Raw genomic sequence first — 18,693 nt, forward strand, 5'->3', positions numbered from 1 at the left:
GCCTCATCCCCTCTCCTCCTCGAGTTCCTCGTCGTCGACACCGGGGCCGCCGACCTCCGTGCCCGCGCCGACGGTCCGCAACAGGTCCACGACGACGCCGATGATCAACAGGTACACACCGAGGTCGAGCGCCAGGTTCGAGGTGATCTTGAGCTCGCCGAGCACGGGCAGATGCAGTTTCCACATCGCCGACGCGAGCACGGGTTCGCCGAACAACACCGGCGCGAGCGCGGTGAGCACCGAGATGGCCAGCCCGGTGCCGATCACGACGGGCGGGCGCACCCGCACCATCATCGCCAGCTCGGCGCTACCGCCCGCGACGTAGCGGAGCACGAACGCCAGCGCGGCGACCAGACCGCCGCTGAACCCACCGCCCGCGTTGTGGTGCCCGGCGAGCAGCAGATACACCGAGAACACGAGCACCGTCGGGAACAGGACCCGGGCCAGGACCTCGAGCAACATCGACCGGGGCCACGAGTAGGCGTCCTGCTCGGTCATCAGCCAGCGTTCACGGGGCGTGTCCCATTCGGTCCACGGCACCGGCTTGCGCGCGTCATCGGGGCGGTGGTCCATCACGACCTCACCTCCGGCGTCTCGGTGGCGGAGCCGTCGGCGGCACCGCCGGTGTCCGCCGTGTCGGGACGATCGTCGGTGCGGCCGCGCTTGCGCGACCGCGCCAGGATGAGGCTCGCCGCACCGGTGGCCGCCACCGCGAGCACCGTGATCTCGCCGATCGTGTCGAAGGCACGGAAGTCGACGATGATCGCGTTGACCACGTTCGTCGCGCCCGTCTCGTCCTCGGCTCGTTCGATGTACTGCCGGCTCGCCTCCGGCATGCCCTCGGTGTAGCCCGAGTACAGCACCGCCAGGACCGCCACGAACGTGCCCGCGACCCCGGCGATCGCCGCTTTGACCCACCGGCCGTGCACGTACGCCTTGTCCTCGGCGAAACGGGGTGGGAAGCGGCGGATGACGAACACGAACACGACGAGCGTGAGCGTTTCGACGAGGAACTGCGCCAGCGCGAGGTCGGCGCCGCCGTCGACGACGAACCACGCGCCGATGCCGTATCCGACGACGCCCGCGAGCAGCACCGCGGTGAGCCGGCGCCGCGCCAGCAGTGACGTGGCGGCGGCGACCAGCACCAGCAGCGTGATCGGCACCTGGAGCCAGTTGTCGAACAGTCGCAGCTCGCCGAACTCGACGCCGCCCGCGAGCAGTCCCGCGCCGGGGACGACGACGAGCGTGGTGAGAATGACGCCCAGATACACCGGCAGGGAACCGACCTGGATGCGACCGGTGACGCCCCGCGCCAGGAATTCGAGGCCGTCGACCGACCTGCCGTACCAGGTCTGGGCTCGCAGCGGCTCGGGCACGTGACCGCCCAGGCGCTGCACACCCGCGTAGCGGTGCACGAGCACGCCGGTGACGACGATGCCCGCGCTGATCAACAGCGCCGGCGTGATGCCGTGCCACAGCGCCAGGTGATAGCCGGGATCGCTGCCGTAGAGGTCGGCGTAGCCCGCCTCGATCGGCTCGATCACGCCCGGCACGAACGCGAGTGCCAGCCCGGCGAGGGAGGGCACGGCCACCAGGCCGGTCATGATGCGTCCGCACGCCACGGGTGCCGCGGGCGCCGTGTCGGGTTTGGTGCCGAACGCGCCGCGGACGAAGCGCAGGCTGTAGACGACCGTCAGCACCGAACCCACGGCGACCCCGATCCCCACGAGGACGTCGATGGTGCCGCCGCCGAACAGCGCCTCCAGCGCCACCTCCTTGCCGACGAATCCCAGCAACGGGGGCAGCCCGGCCATCGACATCGCCGCGAGCGTCGCCAGGGTCGTGAGCACCCGCCACTGCCTGCCGAGGCCGGACAGTTCCCGGATGTCGCGGGTGCCCGCGCGTTTGTCGATGATGCCCACGGTCAAGAACAGCGCCGATTTGAACAGTCCGTGCGCGAGGATCAGCGTGCCGGCCGCGAGCGCCGACATCCACGTGCCCGAGCCGAGCATGACCATGAGGAACCCGAGCTGACTGATCGTGCCGTAGGCCAGCAGTGTCTTGAGGTCGTACTGCCGCAGCGCGCGGAAGCCGCCGAGCAGCATTGTCCACAACCCGCACCCGACGACGGGGATCCACCACGCGGGATGGTCGGCGAACGCCGGCGAGAACCGGGCGACGAGGTAGACGCCCGCCTTCACCATCGCGGCGGCGTGCAGATACGCGCTGACCGGCGTCGGCGCGACCATCGCGCTGGGCAGCCACGGGTGGAACGGCACCTGCGCGGACTTGGTCAGCGCGCCGAGCAGGATCAGCAGGAGCGCCGCGGTGACGACGCCGCCCGACGGCGGGTCCGCCAGGATCTCCGAGATCCGCATCGTGCCCGCGGCGGTGCCCAGGAGGATGAGTCCGAGCAGCATCGCCAGCCCGCCGAGCGTCGTCACCAGCAGCGCCTGCGTCGCGGACGTGCGCAGCCGTTTCGCGACCCCGTCCCCGCCGACGAGCAGGAACGAGCACACCGTGGTGAGCTCCCAGAACAGGTACAGCGAGATGACGTCGTCGGCCAGGACCAGTCCGAGCATCGCGCCCGCGAATGTGACCAGCAGCGCCGAGTCACGGGCGGTGGTGCGGTGATCGTCGACCTTGGCGTACCGGGCGTAGTAGCAGAGCACGACCGCGCCGATGCCGCTCACCAGCAGGATCAGCAGTAGTGCGAGTTCGTCGAAGCGCGCGGTGAATTCGAGGCCGATGGCGGGTGCCCAGGCCACCGTCTCCAGCGGCGGAGCGTCTCCGACGGCCTCACCAACCCTGGCCAGCGCGTAGACCAGGGTCGCAGCCGGAGCGAGAGCGCCGACCACGAAGGCGGCCCTGCCGTAGCGGCGCGCGACCAGCGGCAGGACCGCGGCGAGTGCGAAGTGCGCCACGATCGCCACCAGCACCCGGTTTCACCGTCCCCTCGGTCGGCCCGCAATACCGACATCCTACGAACTGAACGATCACTCCGCGCGACCGGCCAGAATGGATGGTCACGCGGCGACGGTGCCGACCTCCGTCCCACTTCCGGCGCCCAGGGTTACGGTGGAGCCGTGAACGTCGAAGTGACTCCACTGCCGGGCATCGGTGTCCGGAAGGAATTCGTCGCGGGCAACGGCCGTCGGATCGGCGTCGTCAACCACCGCGACGGCACGACCGACCTCATCGTCTCCAAGTCGGACGATCCCGACGCGTGCCTGGCGTCGCTGCCGCTGACCGCCGACGAGGCGGGCGCGCTGGCGAACCTGCTCGGTGCGCCCCAACTGGTCGCGCAACTCACCGAGGAGCAGAAGGACCTGCCCGGCATCAGCACCCGGCAGCTGACCATCAAGGCCGCCTCGCCCTACGACGGCCGGTCGCTGGCCGACACGGAGATCCGCACCCGGACCGGCGTGTCCGTCGTCGCGGTGATGCGCGCGGGCCAGATCCACCCGTCCCCCACTCCGGACTTCGTGTTCACGGCGGGCGACCTCGTCGTGGCGGTCGGCACGGCGGAGGGGCTCGACGCGGCCACGAAGATCCTCCACCAGGGGTGACGGCCCGCCGTGGACCACACCGCACTCGCCCTGATCGAGCTCGGCGGGGTCTTCTTCCTGCTCGGCGCGCTCGGTAAGGTCGCGCAGCGCGTCGGGATGTCGCCGATCCCGCTGTACCTCGTGGGCGGGCTGTTCTTCGGCGAAGGCGGCGTGATCGAGCTGGGCGACATCGGCCAGTTCACGCACCTGGCCAGCGAGATCGGCGTCGTGCTGCTGTTGTTGCTGCTCGGCCTCGAATACTCGGCCGCCGAACTCGTCGGCGGGATGAAACGCTCGTGGCTGGCCGGCGTCGTCGACATCGTCGCCAACGCGGCGCCGGGCGCCGTGGTGGCGCTACTGCTGGGCTGGGGCCCGATCGGCGCCCTGGTGCTCGCCGGTGTCACCTACATCTCCTCGTCCGGCATCATCGCCAAGGTCCTCGGCGACCTGGGCAGACTCGGTAACCGCGAAACCCCGGTCGTGCTGTCGATCCTGGTGTTCGAGGACCTGGCGATGGCGGTGTACCTGCCGATCCTCACCGCGGTCCTCGGCGGGGTGAGCCTGCTGGGCGGCCTGACGGCGGTGGGCATCTCGCTGCTGGTCATCTCGGTCGTACTGGTCATCGCGATCAGGTACGGGCGCTTCGTGTCGGCGATCGTGGACAGCGAGGACCGCGAGGTCTTCCTGCTCCGCGTCTTCGGAGCGGCGCTGCTCGTGGCCGGACTCGCACAGGCACTGCAGGTGTCGGCCGCCGTGGGCGCGTTCCTGCTCGGTATCGCGATCTCCGGGTCGACGGCGGAGAACGCCACCCGACTGCTGGAACCACTGCGCGACCTGTTCGCGGCCGTGTTCTTCGTCGTGTTCGGTCTGGGCACCGATCCCGCGTCGATCCCGCCGGTGCTGGCCTGGGCCGTCGTACTCGCGGTCGTGACGACGCTGACGAAGATCGGCACCGGGTGGTGGGCGGCGCGGCGTTCCGGGGTCGGCAGACTCGGCCGGGCACGGGCGGGTGCGGCGCTCGTGGCGCGCGGGGAGTTCTCGATCGTCATCGCCGGACTCGCGGTGAGCGCGGGCGCCGTCGAAGGCGAACTCGCCGCGCTCGCCACCGCGTACGTCCTGCTCATGGCGGTCCTCGGCCCCACAGCGGCCCGCGTCGTCGAGCCCGTGGCCCGGCGCCTGCAGCCGCGCCCGGCCACGACGGGCTCGTGACCCGCACGCCTCCCCCGACACGCCCGAACCACGGGGTGGGGCGCGGCGCGCCGGGAGTCAGCGCGCGGCGCGGATGACCGCCCGCCCGGCGGCGAGCAGCGTCCGCGCTCGCGTCCCGTCGGATCCGCCGAGGTCGCCGTGGACCATCGCACCGTCACGCAGCATCATCAGCTGGTCGGTGACGGCCGGGTCGGTGACGCCGAGTGCGTCCAGCTGCTCCTGCAGTACACCCGCGAACCATGCGCGGTGGGTGGTCACGGTCCGCCGGACGACGTGCTCCGGGTCCGAGTACTCGGCGGCGGCGTTGATGTACGGGCAACCGCGGAACCCGGGAGCACAGCTGACGACCGCGAGCTCCTGCGCCAGCGCGGTGAGCATCCCCTGCGGGTCACCGGCGTGCCGCGTGCGGATCGCCTCGATCGCCTCACGCTCGACGGACGCGCGGAGTTCGAGGTAGGCGACGACCAGGTCGTCCTTCGTCGGGAAGTACCGGTAGAACGTCACCTTGCTCACGCTCGCGGCGGCGATGATCCGGTCGGCGCTGACGGTACGGATGCCGTCGGTGTAGAACAGCTCGTCCGCCGCGTCCAGGATCCGGTCCCGCACCGGGAGCTGCGCTCGTTCCGTCGCCGCTGTCGCAGCCCGGTCCTCGGTCGTTCGCGGCGTCATCGGCCTTCCCTTCGTCATCCTGCCCGGTCGTCGATCGGCTCCGAGTGTGGCCTGCACGTGCGCCCGTTCGGTGCTAACGTCGTAGACGTACTAGTTAGTCTACATCAGGTCAAAACGAGGAGAACTCCATGTCAGACGCCGTGTACACCGCAATCGCGACATCGACGGGCGACGGCCGGCGTGGCGGCAGGGCCGCCACGAACGACGAGGCGCTCGACCTCACGCTCGCCGTCCCCACCGAGATGGGCGGCGCGGGCGGCGGCACCAACCCGGAACAGCTGTTCGCGGCAGGCTGGGCGGCGTGCTTCCACTCCGCGCTGAAGGCCGTGGCGGCCGAGCGTAAGACGACGATCAGCGACTCGGCGGTGATCGCCGAGGTGCAGCTGCGGTCACAGGACGGCGGCGGGTTCGGCCTCGCCGCGGACCTGCACGTCGAACTGTCGGGCGTCGACCAGGCCACCGCCGACGAGCTGGCCGAGGCCGCCCACGCGATGTGCCCGTACTCCAACGCCACCCGCGGCAACATCCCGGTGACCGTCGACGCCACCGTCGCCTGACCACCCGGCCGTTGGACGGCGCGGGCGCTCGCGCCACGTCCCGGCAGGCACACGACACGCGGCCCCGCACGTCGCCGACGTGCGGGGCCGCGTCCGAGCCGAGTGCGCTGCGGCGGGCGTGACCGGCCGGGCCGTCACGCGGAAGCCGCTCGTGACCGAGCGGGCGTTACGACCCGACGGCCTTGTAGAGCGAGCCGATCTCCTTGCGGTTCAGCTTGCGGATCGCGCCCGGCTTGGTCTGCCCCAGCTGCACGCCGCCCACCGCGGTGCGGACCAGCTTGCGGACCGGGTGGCCGACCTCGCGCAGCAGCCGGCGCACGACGTGCTTCCGGCCCTCGTGCAGCACGAGCTCCACCAGCGTTCGCCCGGCCTGGACGTCCTTGACCCGGAACTCGTCCACGCGCACCGGGCCGTCGTCGAGCTCGATCCCGCTGCGAAGCCGTTTGCCGAGCCCTCGCGGAACGGCACCGTCGACCTCGGCCAGGTACGTCTTGGGCACGTGGAACGACGGGTGCATCAGCTTGTTCGCCAGATCACCGTCGTTGGTCAGCAGCAGCAGGCCCTCGGTCTCGGCGTCGAGCCTGCCGACGTGGAACAGGCGTTCCCTGCGGTTCCGCACGTAGTCGCCCACGCACAGCCTGCCCTCCTCGTCGGACATCGTGCTGTGGACGCCTTTCGGCTTGTTCAGCGCGAGGTAGACCAGCGTGTCGTCCACGATCAGGCGTTCGCCGTCCACGTGGATCACCGCGGTGTCCGGGTCCACCCGCTTGCCGAGTTCCCGCACGGTCTCGCCGTCGACGCTCACCCGGCCCTGCGCGATCAGCTCCTCGGACGCGCGCCGCGACGCGACGCCTGCCTGGGCGAGCACTTTCTGCAGGCGAACCCCTTCGGGGTTGCTAGATGTCATCGATCGAATCCACCTCGGGTAGCAAGGGTGCGATGGGCGGCAGGTCGTTCAGCGACTCCAGGCCCAACCGCTCCAGGAACAACTCGGTCGTCACGTACAGCGTGCCGCCGGACTCGCCGTCGGCGCCGCTCTCCTCGATCAGACCGCGCTGTACGAGCGTACGGATCACGCCGTCGACGTTCACACCGCGTACCGCCGCGACCCTCGAGCGCGTGACCGGCTGCCGGTACGCGATGACCGCGAGCGTTTCGAGCGCGGCGCGCGTGAGCTTCGACCGCTGGCCGTCGAGCAGCAGCTTCTCCACGAACGGGGCGTACGTGTCGCGGGTGTAGAACCGCCAGCCCTCGGCCGACCGGCGCAGGTCGAACCCGCTGCCGCGGTCGGTGTAGTCCTCGGCCATCGTGCGCAACGTCTCGGTGACCCGGTCGACCGGCTGTTCCAGCGCACCGGCCAGCGTTTCCTCGGTCACCGGCACGTCGACGACGAGCAGCATCGACTCGAGCGCCGACACCAGCGTGTCGTAGTCGGACACGTCCGGCAGCGTCCGGTCCTGCGCCACCGTCGTCAGGCTCGTGTCCTCGCCGCTGTCGTCGGCATCGCGGTCGAGGTCGACAGGGCCACCCTCGTCGGGGAGGCCATCGCCGCCGTCGTCGCGGTCACCGCGGTCGGTATCGCGGTCACGGCCGGGTTCCCCGGCGCCGGCGTCCCCAGAGCGATCCGCGACGTCCGCCGCGACGTCCTCGGTGTCGGTGTCGTCCTCGGTGTCGGTGTCGTCCTCGGTGTCGGTGTCGATCGCGGTGTCGGTGTCGGCATCACCGTCGGCCGCTGCGCTGTCGGAGGAGTCACCGGCGGCGGGGTCACCGGCGGCGGGGTCACCGGCGGCGGGGTCACCGGCGGCGGGGTCACCGGCGGCGGGGTCACCGACGACGGATCCGTCGTGGCGCTCGTCGCTCCCGGTGTGCCCGTTCCCCTCGTCGTCGCCGTGCCCGACCGGGACCGCACGGCCGTTCGTGCCGCCGGACTCGGCCGCAGCAGTCTCCGTGGTGCCCGGTGTCCCGGCGTCGGCGGTGTCGGTGTCGGTGTCGGTGTCGGTGTCGGTGTCTGCGGCGGCTTCGGCGCCGGGGTCGGCTCCGGGCCTCGCATCGGTGTCGTGTGGCTCGCTCACCCGTACTCCTCGTCGTCCGTATCGGCTGCCCGGTCGGCTTCGGCCCGCGCCGTGGCCTCCTCGACCGAACCGCCCGTCCAGCGCACGTGCAGCTCGCCCAGCGCCTCCTCCTGCTCGAGGTTCACGGACTTCTCCCGGTAAAGCTCGAGCAGTGCCAGGAACCGCGCGACCACCTCGAGCGTGTGCTCGCAGTCGGCAACGAGGTCACGGAACGTTCCCTCGCCCTGCTCGGCCAGCCGGATCCGCAGCACGGCCGCATGTTCGCGCACCGACACCTTGCCCATGTGCAGGTGGTCGAGCGACACCTCGGGCGCGGGTTTGGGCCGGAACACCCCCAGCGCGACGTCGGCGAACCTGTCCGGGGTGACGCCGAGCATCACCTCGGGCAGCAGGCCGAGATACCGTTCCTCCAGGCTGACCGACCGCGGGTAACGCCGGAGCGCGCCCGCCTCGAGCTCGCCGAACAGTGCCGCGACCTGCTTGTAGGCGCGGTACTGCAACACGCGCGCGAACAGCAGGTCGCGCGCCTCCAGCAACGCCAGGTCGTCCTCGTCCTCGACCTCCGCCGACGGCAGCAGCCGCGCGGCCTTCAGGTCGAGCAACGTCGCCGCGACGACGAGGAACTCGGTGGTCTCGTCCAGGTCCCATTCCTGGCCGAGTGACCTTGTGTGGGCGATGAAGTCGTCGGTGACCTGGTGCAGCGCGACCTCGGTGACGTCCAGCTGATGCTGCGAGATCAGCTGCAGCAGCAGGTCGAACGGACCTTCGAAGTTCGCCAGTCGCACCTGGAACCGCGGCGTACCGTCCGAGGACTCCGTGTCCCCCGTGTTCGCGGCGTCCCCGGAACCCGCGGCACCGGGGTCCGCGTCACCGGCACCGGCGGCCGCACCGGAGCCACCGTCTGCAGCCTGCCGGGCCTCGCCGTCGGTGCCGGCGGTGCTGTCGCTGCCACCGGTCGATGCGTCGGGTTCCGTGCCGGGATCCGACGCATCGCCGGTGCCAGGAGCGGCCGCGGGCGTTCCCGGGTCGGCCGGTGTGTCGTCGGCGTCAGGCTGGGGCTGTGCCCCGTGGTTCATCAGTTCGCGGCTTCCTGATCGTCGAGGTCGCCGTCACGCAGCCGCGTCACCAGCACCGAGTCCTCGCCGCGGGCCTCGAAGTCGGCCAGCAGCACGGCGACCGCCTCACGCACGATGCGCCCACGGTCGACCGCCAGGTCGTGCGAGGCACGCAGGGCCAGCCGGGCCTGTTCCATCGCGACCAGCTCGTCGCCGGACAGATACACGGTGATCTTCGCGTCGTGCTTCTGCCTGCCCGAGCCGCGACGCCCGGCACCGGCCTTCGCCAGGCCGGCCGACCCCGACGTCGTCGACGGCGGCTTCTCCGAGGCCGCAGGCTTCCGGGCCGCGTCGCTGTCGGCCGCGGGGGCCTGTTCGTCGGCCGCTCGTGCCGGCGTCTCGGCCGTCGGTGCCGCGGTGTCGGCCGCCGTCGCCTCGACCGATTCGGCTTCCGGAGCCGAGGCGGGCGCGGGCGGGGCCGCGGGCGTCACAGCTCCGTCCCCGAACACGGGGTTGCTGGTGCGGCGGAACAGTTCCGACGCGCCGGGCAGGGATGCTCGCCTGCTCACCGGCCGATCACCTCACGTGCCAACTGTCGGTATGCCGCTGCGCCGGCCGAGCGCGGAGCCCACTTGGTGATCGGTTCACCGGCCACAGTGGTCTCCGGGAACCGCACGGTGCGGTTGATCACCGTGTCGAACACGGTGTCGCCGAATGCCTCCACCACGCGCGCCATGACCTCCTTCGAATGCAACGTCCTCGGGTCGAACATCGTGGCGAGAATGCCGGTGATGTCCAGTTTGGGGTTGAGCCGCTCGCGCACCTTATCGATGGTGTCGATCAGCAACGCCACGCCCCGCAGACTGAAGAACTCGCACTCCAGCGGGATGATCACGCCGTCGGACGCGGTGAGCGCATTGACGGTGAGCAGTCCCAGCGACGGCTGGCAGTCGACAAGAACATAGTCGTACTGCTTCATCACCGGATGCAGCACCCTCAGTAGCGTGTGCTCACGCCCGACCTCGGCGACCAGCTGCACCTCGGCCGCCGACAGGTCGATGTTGCTCGGCAGCAGGTCGATGCCCTCGAGCTTCGTGTTCCGGATGACGCTGTCGACAGGCAGCGACCGCTCCATGATCACGTTGTAGACGCTCTGCTCGAGCTCGTGCGGCTGCACACCGAGACCGACCGACAGGGCGCCCTGCGGATCGAAGTCGACGAGCAGCACGCGCCTGCCGTACTCGGCGAGCGCGGCGCCGAGGTTGATCGTCGACGTGGTCTTGCCCACGCCACCCTTTTGGTTACACATCGCCAGCACCGTCGCCGGGCCGTGCGTGTGCAACTCCGGGGGTTCGGGGATCTCCCGCAGCGGCCTGCCGGTCGGGCCGAGCTTGACCTCCTCGGCCTGCTCACCGCCGGTCTGGTCCTCGCCGGCAGCGGCGGGTGCCGTTTCGGCCGCGGCCGCACCGGAGTAACCGGGGCCGGCCGCGGGTTCGGACGTGGCGCCTGCGGTCGTACCGCTGCCCCCGGCGGTCGTGTCGCCGGACTCGGATCGCGGCTGCTGGGAGGTCGACATAGGGCGGAAGCTCCTCCTTGGGGCAAGAACGCCGTCAGCCTATTCGCGGTGTAGACATAGCGGCAAAGAGGCTCGCCGCACGTCGAGCCGATTGTCGCCGACCCGCCCGGCTCGGCCGCGACCGGACACGCCGAGGAGCAGAGGCGTGCCGCGTGGCACCGGCAACGCGGGACGGGTGCGCGACCGGTACCGGTGCCGCGCACAACGGCACCGGTGGTTGCGAGCGACGCCGGCGCGGTCAGCGGAGTGCGCGCGGGTGGGCGGTCGCGTACACCTCGCGCAACGTGGTCACGGTGACGAGGGTGTAGACCTGCGTGGTGGACACCGAGGCGTGCCCGAGCAGTTCCTGCACCACCCGCACGTCGGCACCGCCTTCGATGAGGTGGGTGGCGAACGAGTGCCGCAGCGTGTGCGGTGACACGGTCGCGCTGAGCCCCGCCCGCTCCGCGGCGGTCTTGAGCACGTGCCACGCGCTCTGCCGCGACAGCCTGCCGCCGCGCGCGTTGAGGAACACCGCGGCCGTGCCACGCCCCGACCTGGCCAGCACCGGGCGCGCACGGACGAGATAGGCGTCGAGCGCTTCCAGCGCGGGCCTGCCGATCGGCACGAGCCGCTGTCTGCCGCCCTTGCCGTCGAGCAGCACGGTGCGCTCGCCGGTGTCGATGTCGTCGACGTCGAGACCGACCGCCTCGGAAATGCGGGCGCCGGTCGAATACAGCAGTTCCAGCAGGGCACGGTCCCGCAACGGGCGTTCCCCGTCCGGCGCGGGAGTGGCGAGCAGGCGCAACACGTCGTCGACCGGCAGCGCCTTCGGCAACCGCCGCGCGGGCGCGGGGGGATGCACGTCGCGGGCGGGGTCGTGGGTGGTGATGCCGTCCGCACTGGCGAACTTGTGCAACCCGCGCACCGCCACCAGCGCCCGGGCCGCCGACGACGCCGCCAGCGGCCGGTGCTCGTCATCGCCCTCCCGCAACACGGCGCCGAACTCGGCGACGTGCGCGGCCTCCACTGCCGCCGGGTCGGTGATGCCGTTGCGCTGCAGGAACTCGACGTAGCGGCGCAGATCACGGGCGTACCCGTCGAGCGTGTTCTTCGACGTGCCGCGCTCCACCGCGAGGTGGTCGAGATAGGTCGCCACGACGTGTTCGACGGAGCCTCGCGAGCGTGTCACGCGGACACTCTAGACGGATCGGCCCCGTCGGCAGGCACATTCACCCGGGCCTGTTCCCCCTCGTTCGCGGGGCGAGCCGGGCCGGCCGACGAAGCGCGCCGAACCGGCGTCGAAACGGTCGAAACGGTAGCGTCGAGCCCATGACGCAGGATCCGAACGAGCTCCGCGTCGGACACACCGAACGGGAGGAAGCCTCCCGCGTGCTCGCCGACCACTTCAGCTCCGGCAGGCTGTCGATGGACGAGTACGAAGACCGCGTGGCCGCGGCCGCCGCGGCACGGACGCGTGCTGATCTGAGCGGACTGTTCGACGACCTTCCCGCGCCGCACCCGACCTTCCTCCGGCCTCCGCAGGCGTCGCTCCCGCCGACGACGCACCACCCCGGTTCGGTGCCCACCGCGGGCCGTACGGCCGATGTGCTGCCTCCGTCCGACAAGTCGAGAATAGCCGCCGGAGTGCTGCAGATCCTGCTGCCGTTCGGCATCGGCAGGTTCTACACGGGACACACCGGCTTGGCGCTCGCCCAGTTGTTCGTGACGCTGCTGACGCTCGGCCTGGGCGCGATCTGGCCGTTCATCGACGGGATCGTGCTACTGGCCAAGGGCGGGGTCGACGGCAACGGCCGCCGGCTCCGCGACTGATCTCGACGCCGGCCGCCGGCCCCGCGGCCGGGCGTCAGTCGTCGCGAAGCCGTTCGGCGAACGTCATCGGCCGGTGCCGCCACGGGGCGTGCGGCCCACGCGGGGAGCGCTGCCCGGTGATGACGGCGTGCGCCGCGAGGATTCCCCCGACGCTCGCCCCGTTGACGATCTCGCCGGCCAGCACCATGCCGACCGCATCGTCCAGGGGGACGGTCGTGATCGTCAGATCCGCCTCCTCGTCCCCGTGGGCCTGCCGCGGCACCGGCGTCAGCTCGCGCGCCAGGTAGACGCGCACCACCTCGTCGGTGAAGCCAGGGGACGCCGCGACCTCGACGAGCGTGTCCCACCGCGCCGCGGCCAGTCCGGCCTCCTCGACGAGCTCGCGTGCCGCGGTGTCCACCGGATCCTCACCGTCGACGTCCAGCAGGCCCGCGGGCAGTTCCCACAGCCGGTCCTGCACCGGATGGCGGTACTGGTGGATGAGCGTCACGCAGCCGTCGTCGTCGACGGCGCAGACGGCCACGGCCCCGAGGTGTTCGACCACCTCGCGCCGTGCCATCCGACCGCCCGGCATCGACACCTCGTCGACCCGCAGTCCCACGACGCGTCCGATGTGGATGTCCTGCGTGGACACCACATCGAATGCGTGCGTTCCCGGTTCCGTCACCGCGTACCCGCCGATTCCGGCAGCTCGACGGGCAGCCGCTCGGCCGTGTGGTACTCGACCGCCGCCCGGACGAACGCACTGAACAGCGGGTGCGGGCGGGTAGGCCTGCTCTTGAGTTCGGGGTGCGCCTGCGTGGCGACGAAGAACGGGTGGTCCTCGGCGGGCAGCTCCACGAACTCGACGAGCCGGTCGTCGGGCGAGGTGCCGGAGAACACCAGGCCCGCCTTCGCCAGCCGGTCGCGGTAGGCGTTGTTGACCTCGTAGCGGTGGCGGTGCCGCTCGGAGATCTCCGTCTCGCCGTAAGCGGCCGCGACCTGCGAACCGGCCTGCAGCGTCGCCGGGTAGGCACCGAGCCGCATCGTGCCGCCCATGTCCTTCTCCCCCGCGACGACCTGCTTCTGATCGGCCATCGTGGAGATCACCGGGTGGGCGGTCGCCTGGTCGAACTCGGCCGAGTCGGCGCCGTCGATCCCGGCGAGGTTGCGAGCCGCCTCCACGACCATGCACTGCAGCCCCAGGCACAGCCCCAGCACCGGGATCTTGCGCTCACGGGCGAACTTGATCGCGCCGATCTTGCCCTCGATACCGCGGATGCCGAATCCGCCGGGAATCAGCACGCCATCCACATCGGACAGCGCAGCGGCCGCGCCGGACTCGGTCAGCAGGTCGTCCGAGGCCACCCATACGATCTTCACCTTGGCGTGGTGGGCGAAGCCGCCCGCGCGCAGCGCCTCGGTCACCGACAGATAGGCGTCCGGCAGGTCGATGTACTTGCCGACCAGCGCGATCCGCACCGTCTCGCTCGGGTTGTGCACGCGCTCGAGCAGGTCGCCCCACACGGTCCAGTCGACATCGCGGAACGGCAGCCCGAGCCTGCGCACCACGTAGGCGTCGAGCGCCTCCGCGTGCAGCACCTTCGGGATGTCGTAGATGGACGGCGCGTCCGGGCAGGCGATGACGGCCTCGCTGTCCACATCGGACATCAAGCCGATCTTGTTCTTGACCTCTTCGGAGAGCTCACGGTCGGCGCGGCACACCAGTGCGTCCGGCTGGATACCGATGTTGCGCAGCGCGGCCACCGAGTGCTGGGTCGGCTTCGTCTTGAGCTCGCCGGACGGTGCCAGGTACGGCACGAGCGAGACGTGCAGGAAGAAGCAGTTGTCCCGGCCGACGTCGTGGCGCACCTGGCGACACGCCTCGAGGAACGGCAGCGACTCGATGTCGCCCACGGTGCCGCCGACCTCGGTGATCACGACATCGGGCCGTTTGCCACTGCCGTCGCCGTCGGCGACGGCCATGATGCGCGCCTTGATCTCGTCCGTGATGTGCGGAATGACCTGCACCGTGTCGCCCAGGTACTCGCCCCGGCGCTCCTTGGCGATCACGGACGAGTACACCTGGCCGGTGGTCACATTGGCCGAACCGGTGAGGTCACGGTCGAGGAAGCGTTCGTAGTGCCCGATGTCCAGATCGGTCTCGGCGCCGTCGTCGGTGACGAACACCTCACCGTGCTGGAACGGGTTCATGGTGCCCGGGTCGACGTTGAGATACGGATCCAGCTTCTGCATCGTGACGCGGAGTCCACGAGCGGTGAGAAGCTGGCCCAGGCTGGAGGCGGTAAGCCCCTTACCGAGCGAGGAGGCGACGCCTCCGGTGACGAAGACGTACTTGGTTGTCCGCGGCTGAAGTCCCACGGGCTTCCACCTTAACTCACGTTGCCGGATTCGTGCGCAGGCGCCTCACGCGCGCCGCTTGGCGCCGCACATGCGACAGTGGCTCCGTGTCCACCGACGACCCCGAGTCCACCGGCCCTTCCTGGACCGCACCGACGGCGCCGCACGCGCCCGCCGCGGCGGACGACACCGCCCTCTACGCCACGGTGCGTGTACCCGGGTCGAAGTCCATCACCAACCGGGCGTACGTCCTCGCAGCCCTGTCGACCGCGAGGACGCTGGTGCGCGAACCGCTCGATTCGCGGGACGCCCGCCTGATGCTCGGTGCGCTGCGCGAGCTCGGCGCGTCGGCCGAGCACACCGCCGACGGGGTGCGTATCCGTCCGCTCACGTCCGGTAGCGGTGCGGCCGACGTGGCGCTGGGCAACGCGGGCACGGTGGCCCGGTTCACCCCTGCCCTCGCGGCGCTGGGCGAGCGGACCGTCCGGTTCGACGGTGACCCCGCGATTCGGCGCAGGCCGCTGTCGCCGCTGCTGGGTGCACTGCGCGAGCTCGGGGCCGACGTCGAGGACGGTTCCGGAGAGCCGGGTGCTCCCCCGTTCACCGTCCGCGGCCACGGCGGCCTGCCCGGTGGCGAGGTCGACCTGGACTCGTCGGCCTCCAGTCAGTTCCTGTCGGCCCTGCTGCTGGCCGCCCCCGCGTTCGACCGCGGGGTGACGGTACGTCTACTCGGCGAGGTGCCCAGCGAGCCGCACATCGCCATGACCCTCGACATGCTCCGTCGGTTCGGCGCGACCCCGGAGCGGCACGGCCGCGAGGTGCACGTGCCGCCCGCCACGCTGACGCTCGCCGACTACACCGTCGAGCCGGACCTGTCGACGGCGGCGCCGTTCGTCGCGGCTCCTCTGGTGGCCGGCGGGACCGTGCGGATCGCGGGCTGGCCGCGAGAAACCACCCAGCCGGGTGACTGGCTGCGCAGCCTGGTCGCCGAACTCGGCGGTGAGGCCACGTTCGAGCGCGGCGCCGACGGCTCCGACCTGCTCCGCGTGACCGGCGACGGCCGGCTGGCCGGGCGGCACCTGGACCTACACGAGGTCGGGGAGCTGACACCGGTGGTCGCGGCGATGTTGTGTTTCGCCGACGGCCCCTCGCGTATCTCGGGTGTGGCGCACCTGCGGGGCCACGAGACCGACCGGCTGGCCGCGCTCGCGACCGAGCTGACCGCCCTCGGCGGCGACGTCACCGAGACGGCGGACGGGCTTGTCATCAACCCGGCACCGCTGCACGCGGGCACGTTCCACACCTACGACGACCACCGGCTCGTCATGGCGGGTGCGGTCCTGGGCCTGCGCGTGCCCGGCGTCGAGGTGGAGAACCCCGCCACGGTCGGCAAGACGTTCCCCGGCTTCGTGGACGCGTGGCACGCGATGCTCGGCGGTGCCTGACGCACCACCGGAACGCGGCACCGGAACGACACGGCGCGGCTCACCGGATCGGGTTCCGACCGGGGTTGCGCCTACGACTCCGGACCGCGCGATGTCAGAGGGGACCGCACGATGTCGGGGCGTCAGCGGTTCTCCCGGTCCACCCCCGGTGCGGGAGCCTCGGCGTTGCCGGCCGTGCCGTAGCGGCCGGCGTCCCCCTCGAGCTGCTCACGCAACGCCAGCACTGTGGCGATCCGGCCGGAATGCGAACCGACGTTGTCCACTGTGGTCAACACGGACGTCGTCGCCGTGTCCGCCCTGGCCACGCCCACGGCACCGCTGCCACCCGCGGAACCCTCTTTGCCGGCCAGCACGGCACCCGCACCGGAACGGTCGAGCTGGGCGGCGAACCGCGCCATCGTCGCGGCCTTGTTGCCCGCGCCCTCGCCCGTGGCCTCACCGCCGGTCAACACGATCGCCAGCTGAGCCGGTTTCACCGAATCCTCGCTCGGATTGACGAACCCGCTCTCGGTCAGCCCGGACAGCGCGGCCTGCCGTTCGTCACCGGACGCCTGTGGCTTCGCGTTCTTGCCGTCGAGCAACAGCACCGAGCCGGCGAGCGCCCCGGCGAGGGTGCCCGGGTCCCCCGCCGTCGGGAACTTCGCCCCCGACGGCTGCAACCGCGTGGCGATCTCGCGGAGCTGGTCGGACTGGCCGGGATCGGTGAACGCTTCCGTCAGCTGCACCTCACCGGTGACCTCGGCACCCGCCTGCTCGACCCGCTCGGTCAGCGCGTCCCGGTCGGCCGAACTCGCGTCCGGCGTGGTGATGAACACGACCGACCGCTTGTCGAGCTGCCCGTCGACGACGCTGCCGCCGATCGACCCGGTGAACTCGTCCGCGTCCGCGAGCTGTGCCTCCAACGCGTTGCGCTGCGATTCGAGATCACTGACCTTGGCGGCGAGCTCTCCGCGCTCGTCCGAGAGCCCGGACAGCAGCGTCCCGTTCAGCGCGGTCGAACCGAGCACGACGCCGATCGCCAGTGCGAGGAACGCCGCGGCGATGGAAACGATGTGGTACCGCAGCGAGATCACGACAGCAGCCCCCTGACCCAGGACGCGAACGAATTCCAGGTGTCCCGCAGCCAGTCGGCGTACACGCTGCCGACGTCGGAGACGAGCAGCGCGGCTGCGACCACCGCCAGCGCGGCCAGCACCAGCAGCACGACGGCGCTCATCGACACGCGGTTGCGGTGCAACGTGGCGACTGCCTTGCCGTCGACGAGTTTCGTGCCGAGTTTGAGCCGTGTCAGGAACGTGGACGGGTTCGACCCGGACCGGCCGTGGTCGAGAAACTCCCGCAGCGTGGCCTGAAACCCGATCGTGACGACGAGGCCCGCCTCGTGGGTGTCCGCAAGCAGCAGGGCCAGGTCCTCCGAGTTGCCCGATGCCGGGAACGTCACCGCGCCGATTCCGAGATCCTGGATGCGTTCGACGCCCGGCGCGTAGCCGTCCGGCTGGGCCGGCACCACGACCTCGTGGCATTCCTTGAGTGTCTGCGCCCCGATACCGCTGGGATCGCCCACGACCACGTCCGGGGTGTACCCGAGTTCACGCAACGTGTCGGCGGCCGCATCCACGCCGATCAGCGCGGGCCGGTGCTCGTTGATGTACTTCTTCAGCGCCTTGAGGTCCTCGGCGTGCTCGTTGCCCGGCGCCACGACCAGCACGTGCCGGTCCTTCAGCTGCACACGCAACTCGGGCACGCCCACGCCGTCGAGGATCAGGGCGCGCTCCCGCCGGAGGAACTCGATCGTGTTGGCCGAGAACGCCTCCAGCTGGGTGGACATGCCGGCCTTGGCCTCGATCATCGCGTCGGCGACGCTCTCGGCCGTCTGCACCGTGCCGGACGCGACCGCCTCATCCCCCGAGTACAGCGTGCCTTCGTGGAGGCGAACCTTGCTGCCGTCCTTGATGCGCTGCACCACGTCGGCACCGACGTTGTCGATCAGCGGGATGCCCGCTTCGACGAGGATCTCCGGGCCGAGGTTGGGAAAGCGCCCCGAAATGGACGGTGCCGCGTTCACGACCGCCGCCACCTCGGCCGCGACGAGTACATCCGCCGTGGCACGGTCGATGTCGACCTCGTCCATGACGACGACGTCCCCGGAGCCCACCCGCCGCAACAACTCCCGGGTGCGCCGGTCGACGCGTGCCACTCCGCTGGTGCCGGGCAGCGTTTCCTTGGCCCGGGTGAGCAAGCCGGAGAGTTTCATGGCTCGATACTGGCAAACGAACTCGCCGAAAACGGCGGCGACGCGCCGGGGAGGGCCGACGATCACCGTCATTCGCGCCAAGGATCACACCACCCGTGGCGGCCGGGAACGGGTCTCACCGTCGGTGGGCGCGCCGCAGCCGGCAGGTTCCGAAGC

18 protein-coding genes are annotated in these 18,693 nt (G+C 71.0%); 5 read left to right on the top strand and 13 right to left on the bottom strand.

Going from position 1 to position 18,693, the window contains the following annotated elements:
- Positions 1-3: 3 nt before the first annotated feature.
- Both FB384_RS21000 and mbhE read right to left on the bottom strand, forming a co-directional pair.
- On the bottom strand, positions 4-573 hold the full coding sequence (locus tag FB384_RS21000) for an MnhB domain-containing protein (RefSeq protein ID WP_183786597.1): 570 nt from the start codon (positions 571-573) through the stop codon (positions 4-6).
- Positions 573-2,939 (bottom strand): hydrogen gas-evolving membrane-bound hydrogenase subunit E, encoded by a 2,367-nt coding sequence (gene mbhE, locus FB384_RS21005; RefSeq protein ID WP_183786536.1) that lies wholly within the window; start codon positions 2,937-2,939, stop codon positions 573-575. Before mbhE ends, FB384_RS21000 begins: the two co-directional genes overlap by 1 nt.
- 147 nt (positions 2,940-3,086) lie before the next feature.
- Between mbhE and FB384_RS21010 the strand changes: the two genes are divergently transcribed.
- Together FB384_RS21010 and FB384_RS21015 are read left to right on the top strand one after the other, a co-directional pair.
- On the top strand, positions 3,087-3,569 hold the full coding sequence (locus tag FB384_RS21010) for a cation:proton antiporter regulatory subunit (protein WP_183786537.1): 483 nt from the start codon (positions 3,087-3,089) through the stop codon (positions 3,567-3,569).
- A gap of 9 nt (positions 3,570-3,578) precedes the next feature.
- Positions 3,579-4,757, top strand: a complete 1,179-nt coding sequence (locus FB384_RS21015) for a cation:proton antiporter (RefSeq protein WP_183786538.1) — start codon at positions 3,579-3,581, stop codon at positions 4,755-4,757.
- A 57-nt stretch (positions 4,758-4,814) separates the two neighbouring features.
- Here FB384_RS21015 and FB384_RS21020 read toward each other — a convergent pair whose 3' ends face one another.
- A complete protein-coding gene (locus FB384_RS21020) occupies positions 4,815-5,426 on the bottom strand; it encodes a TetR/AcrR family transcriptional regulator (protein WP_183786539.1) in 612 nt (203 codons plus the stop codon).
- A 128-nt stretch (positions 5,427-5,554) separates the two neighbouring features.
- On the opposite strand from FB384_RS21020, the gene FB384_RS21025 reads away from it, so the two are divergent.
- On the top strand, positions 5,555-5,983 hold the full coding sequence (locus FB384_RS21025; RefSeq protein ID WP_183786540.1) for an organic hydroperoxide resistance protein: 429 nt from the start codon (positions 5,555-5,557) through the stop codon (positions 5,981-5,983).
- A 166-nt stretch (positions 5,984-6,149) separates the two neighbouring features.
- On the opposite strand, the gene FB384_RS21030 is transcribed toward FB384_RS21025, so the two are convergent.
- The 6 genes from FB384_RS21030 to xerD all read right to left on the bottom strand — a co-directional run bounded on the left by FB384_RS21030 (position 6,150) and on the right by xerD (position 11,857).
- On the bottom strand, positions 6,150-6,890 hold the full coding sequence (locus FB384_RS21030) for a pseudouridine synthase (RefSeq protein WP_183786541.1): 741 nt from the start codon (positions 6,888-6,890) through the stop codon (positions 6,150-6,152).
- On the bottom strand, positions 6,880-7,683 hold the full coding sequence (gene scpB, locus FB384_RS21035; RefSeq protein ID WP_323985393.1) for an SMC-Scp complex subunit ScpB: 804 nt from the start codon (positions 7,681-7,683) through the stop codon (positions 6,880-6,882). Before scpB ends, FB384_RS21030 begins: the two co-directional genes overlap by 11 nt.
- A gap of 368 nt (positions 7,684-8,051) precedes the next feature.
- Entirely contained in the window at positions 8,052-9,131 is a 1,080-nt protein-coding gene (locus FB384_RS21040) for a segregation and condensation protein A (protein ID WP_228726550.1), read from the bottom strand.
- Positions 9,131-9,679 carry a cobyrinic acid a,c-diamide synthase gene (locus tag FB384_RS21045; protein ID WP_183786542.1) on the bottom strand — a complete coding sequence of 183 codons (549 nt, stop codon included), beginning with the start codon at positions 9,677-9,679 and terminating at the stop codon, positions 9,131-9,133. Before FB384_RS21045 ends, FB384_RS21040 begins: the two co-directional genes overlap by 1 nt.
- Entirely contained in the window at positions 9,676-10,686 is a 1,011-nt protein-coding gene (locus tag FB384_RS21050) for a ParA family protein (protein ID WP_183786543.1), read from the bottom strand. Before FB384_RS21050 ends, FB384_RS21045 begins: the two co-directional genes overlap by 4 nt.
- 238 nt (positions 10,687-10,924) lie before the next feature.
- Positions 10,925-11,857, bottom strand: a complete 933-nt coding sequence (gene xerD, locus FB384_RS21055; protein ID WP_183786544.1) for a site-specific tyrosine recombinase XerD — start codon at positions 11,855-11,857, stop codon at positions 10,925-10,927.
- A 140-nt stretch (positions 11,858-11,997) separates the two neighbouring features.
- Between xerD and FB384_RS21060 the strand changes: the two genes are divergently transcribed.
- Positions 11,998-12,498 carry a DUF1707 domain-containing protein gene (locus FB384_RS21060; RefSeq protein ID WP_183786545.1) on the top strand — a complete coding sequence of 167 codons (501 nt, stop codon included), beginning with the start codon at positions 11,998-12,000 and terminating at the stop codon, positions 12,496-12,498.
- 34 nt (positions 12,499-12,532) lie between these two features.
- Here the strand turns inward: FB384_RS21060 and FB384_RS21065 are convergent, their stop codons facing one another.
- Positions 12,533-13,165 carry an NUDIX domain-containing protein gene (locus tag FB384_RS21065; protein ID WP_183786546.1) on the bottom strand — a complete coding sequence of 211 codons (633 nt, stop codon included), beginning with the start codon at positions 13,163-13,165 and terminating at the stop codon, positions 12,533-12,535.
- Positions 13,162-14,859 carry a CTP synthase gene (locus FB384_RS21070; RefSeq protein ID WP_183786547.1) on the bottom strand — a complete coding sequence of 566 codons (1,698 nt, stop codon included), beginning with the start codon at positions 14,857-14,859 and terminating at the stop codon, positions 13,162-13,164. Before FB384_RS21070 ends, FB384_RS21065 begins: the two co-directional genes overlap by 4 nt.
- A gap of 86 nt (positions 14,860-14,945) precedes the next feature.
- Between FB384_RS21070 and aroA the strand changes: the two genes are divergently transcribed.
- Positions 14,946-16,283, top strand: a complete 1,338-nt coding sequence (aroA, locus tag FB384_RS21075; RefSeq protein ID WP_183786548.1) for a 3-phosphoshikimate 1-carboxyvinyltransferase — start codon at positions 14,946-14,948, stop codon at positions 16,281-16,283.
- A 122-nt stretch (positions 16,284-16,405) separates the two neighbouring features.
- Here aroA and FB384_RS21080 read toward each other — a convergent pair whose 3' ends face one another.
- Both FB384_RS21080 and steA read right to left on the bottom strand, forming a co-directional pair.
- Positions 16,406-17,356: a copper transporter gene (locus tag FB384_RS21080; protein WP_183786549.1), complete on the bottom strand. Its 951-nt coding sequence runs from the start codon at positions 17,354-17,356 to the stop codon at positions 16,406-16,408.
- A complete protein-coding gene (gene steA, locus FB384_RS21085; RefSeq protein ID WP_183786550.1) occupies positions 17,353-18,537 on the bottom strand; it encodes a putative cytokinetic ring protein SteA in 1,185 nt (394 codons plus the stop codon). Before steA ends, FB384_RS21080 begins: the two co-directional genes overlap by 4 nt.
- Positions 18,538-18,693: the final 156 nt, after the last annotated feature.

The organism is Prauserella sediminis (assembly GCF_014195435.1).
In the GTDB taxonomy this organism is placed as follows: Bacteria; Actinomycetota; Actinomycetes; order Mycobacteriales; family Pseudonocardiaceae; genus Prauserella; species Prauserella salsuginis.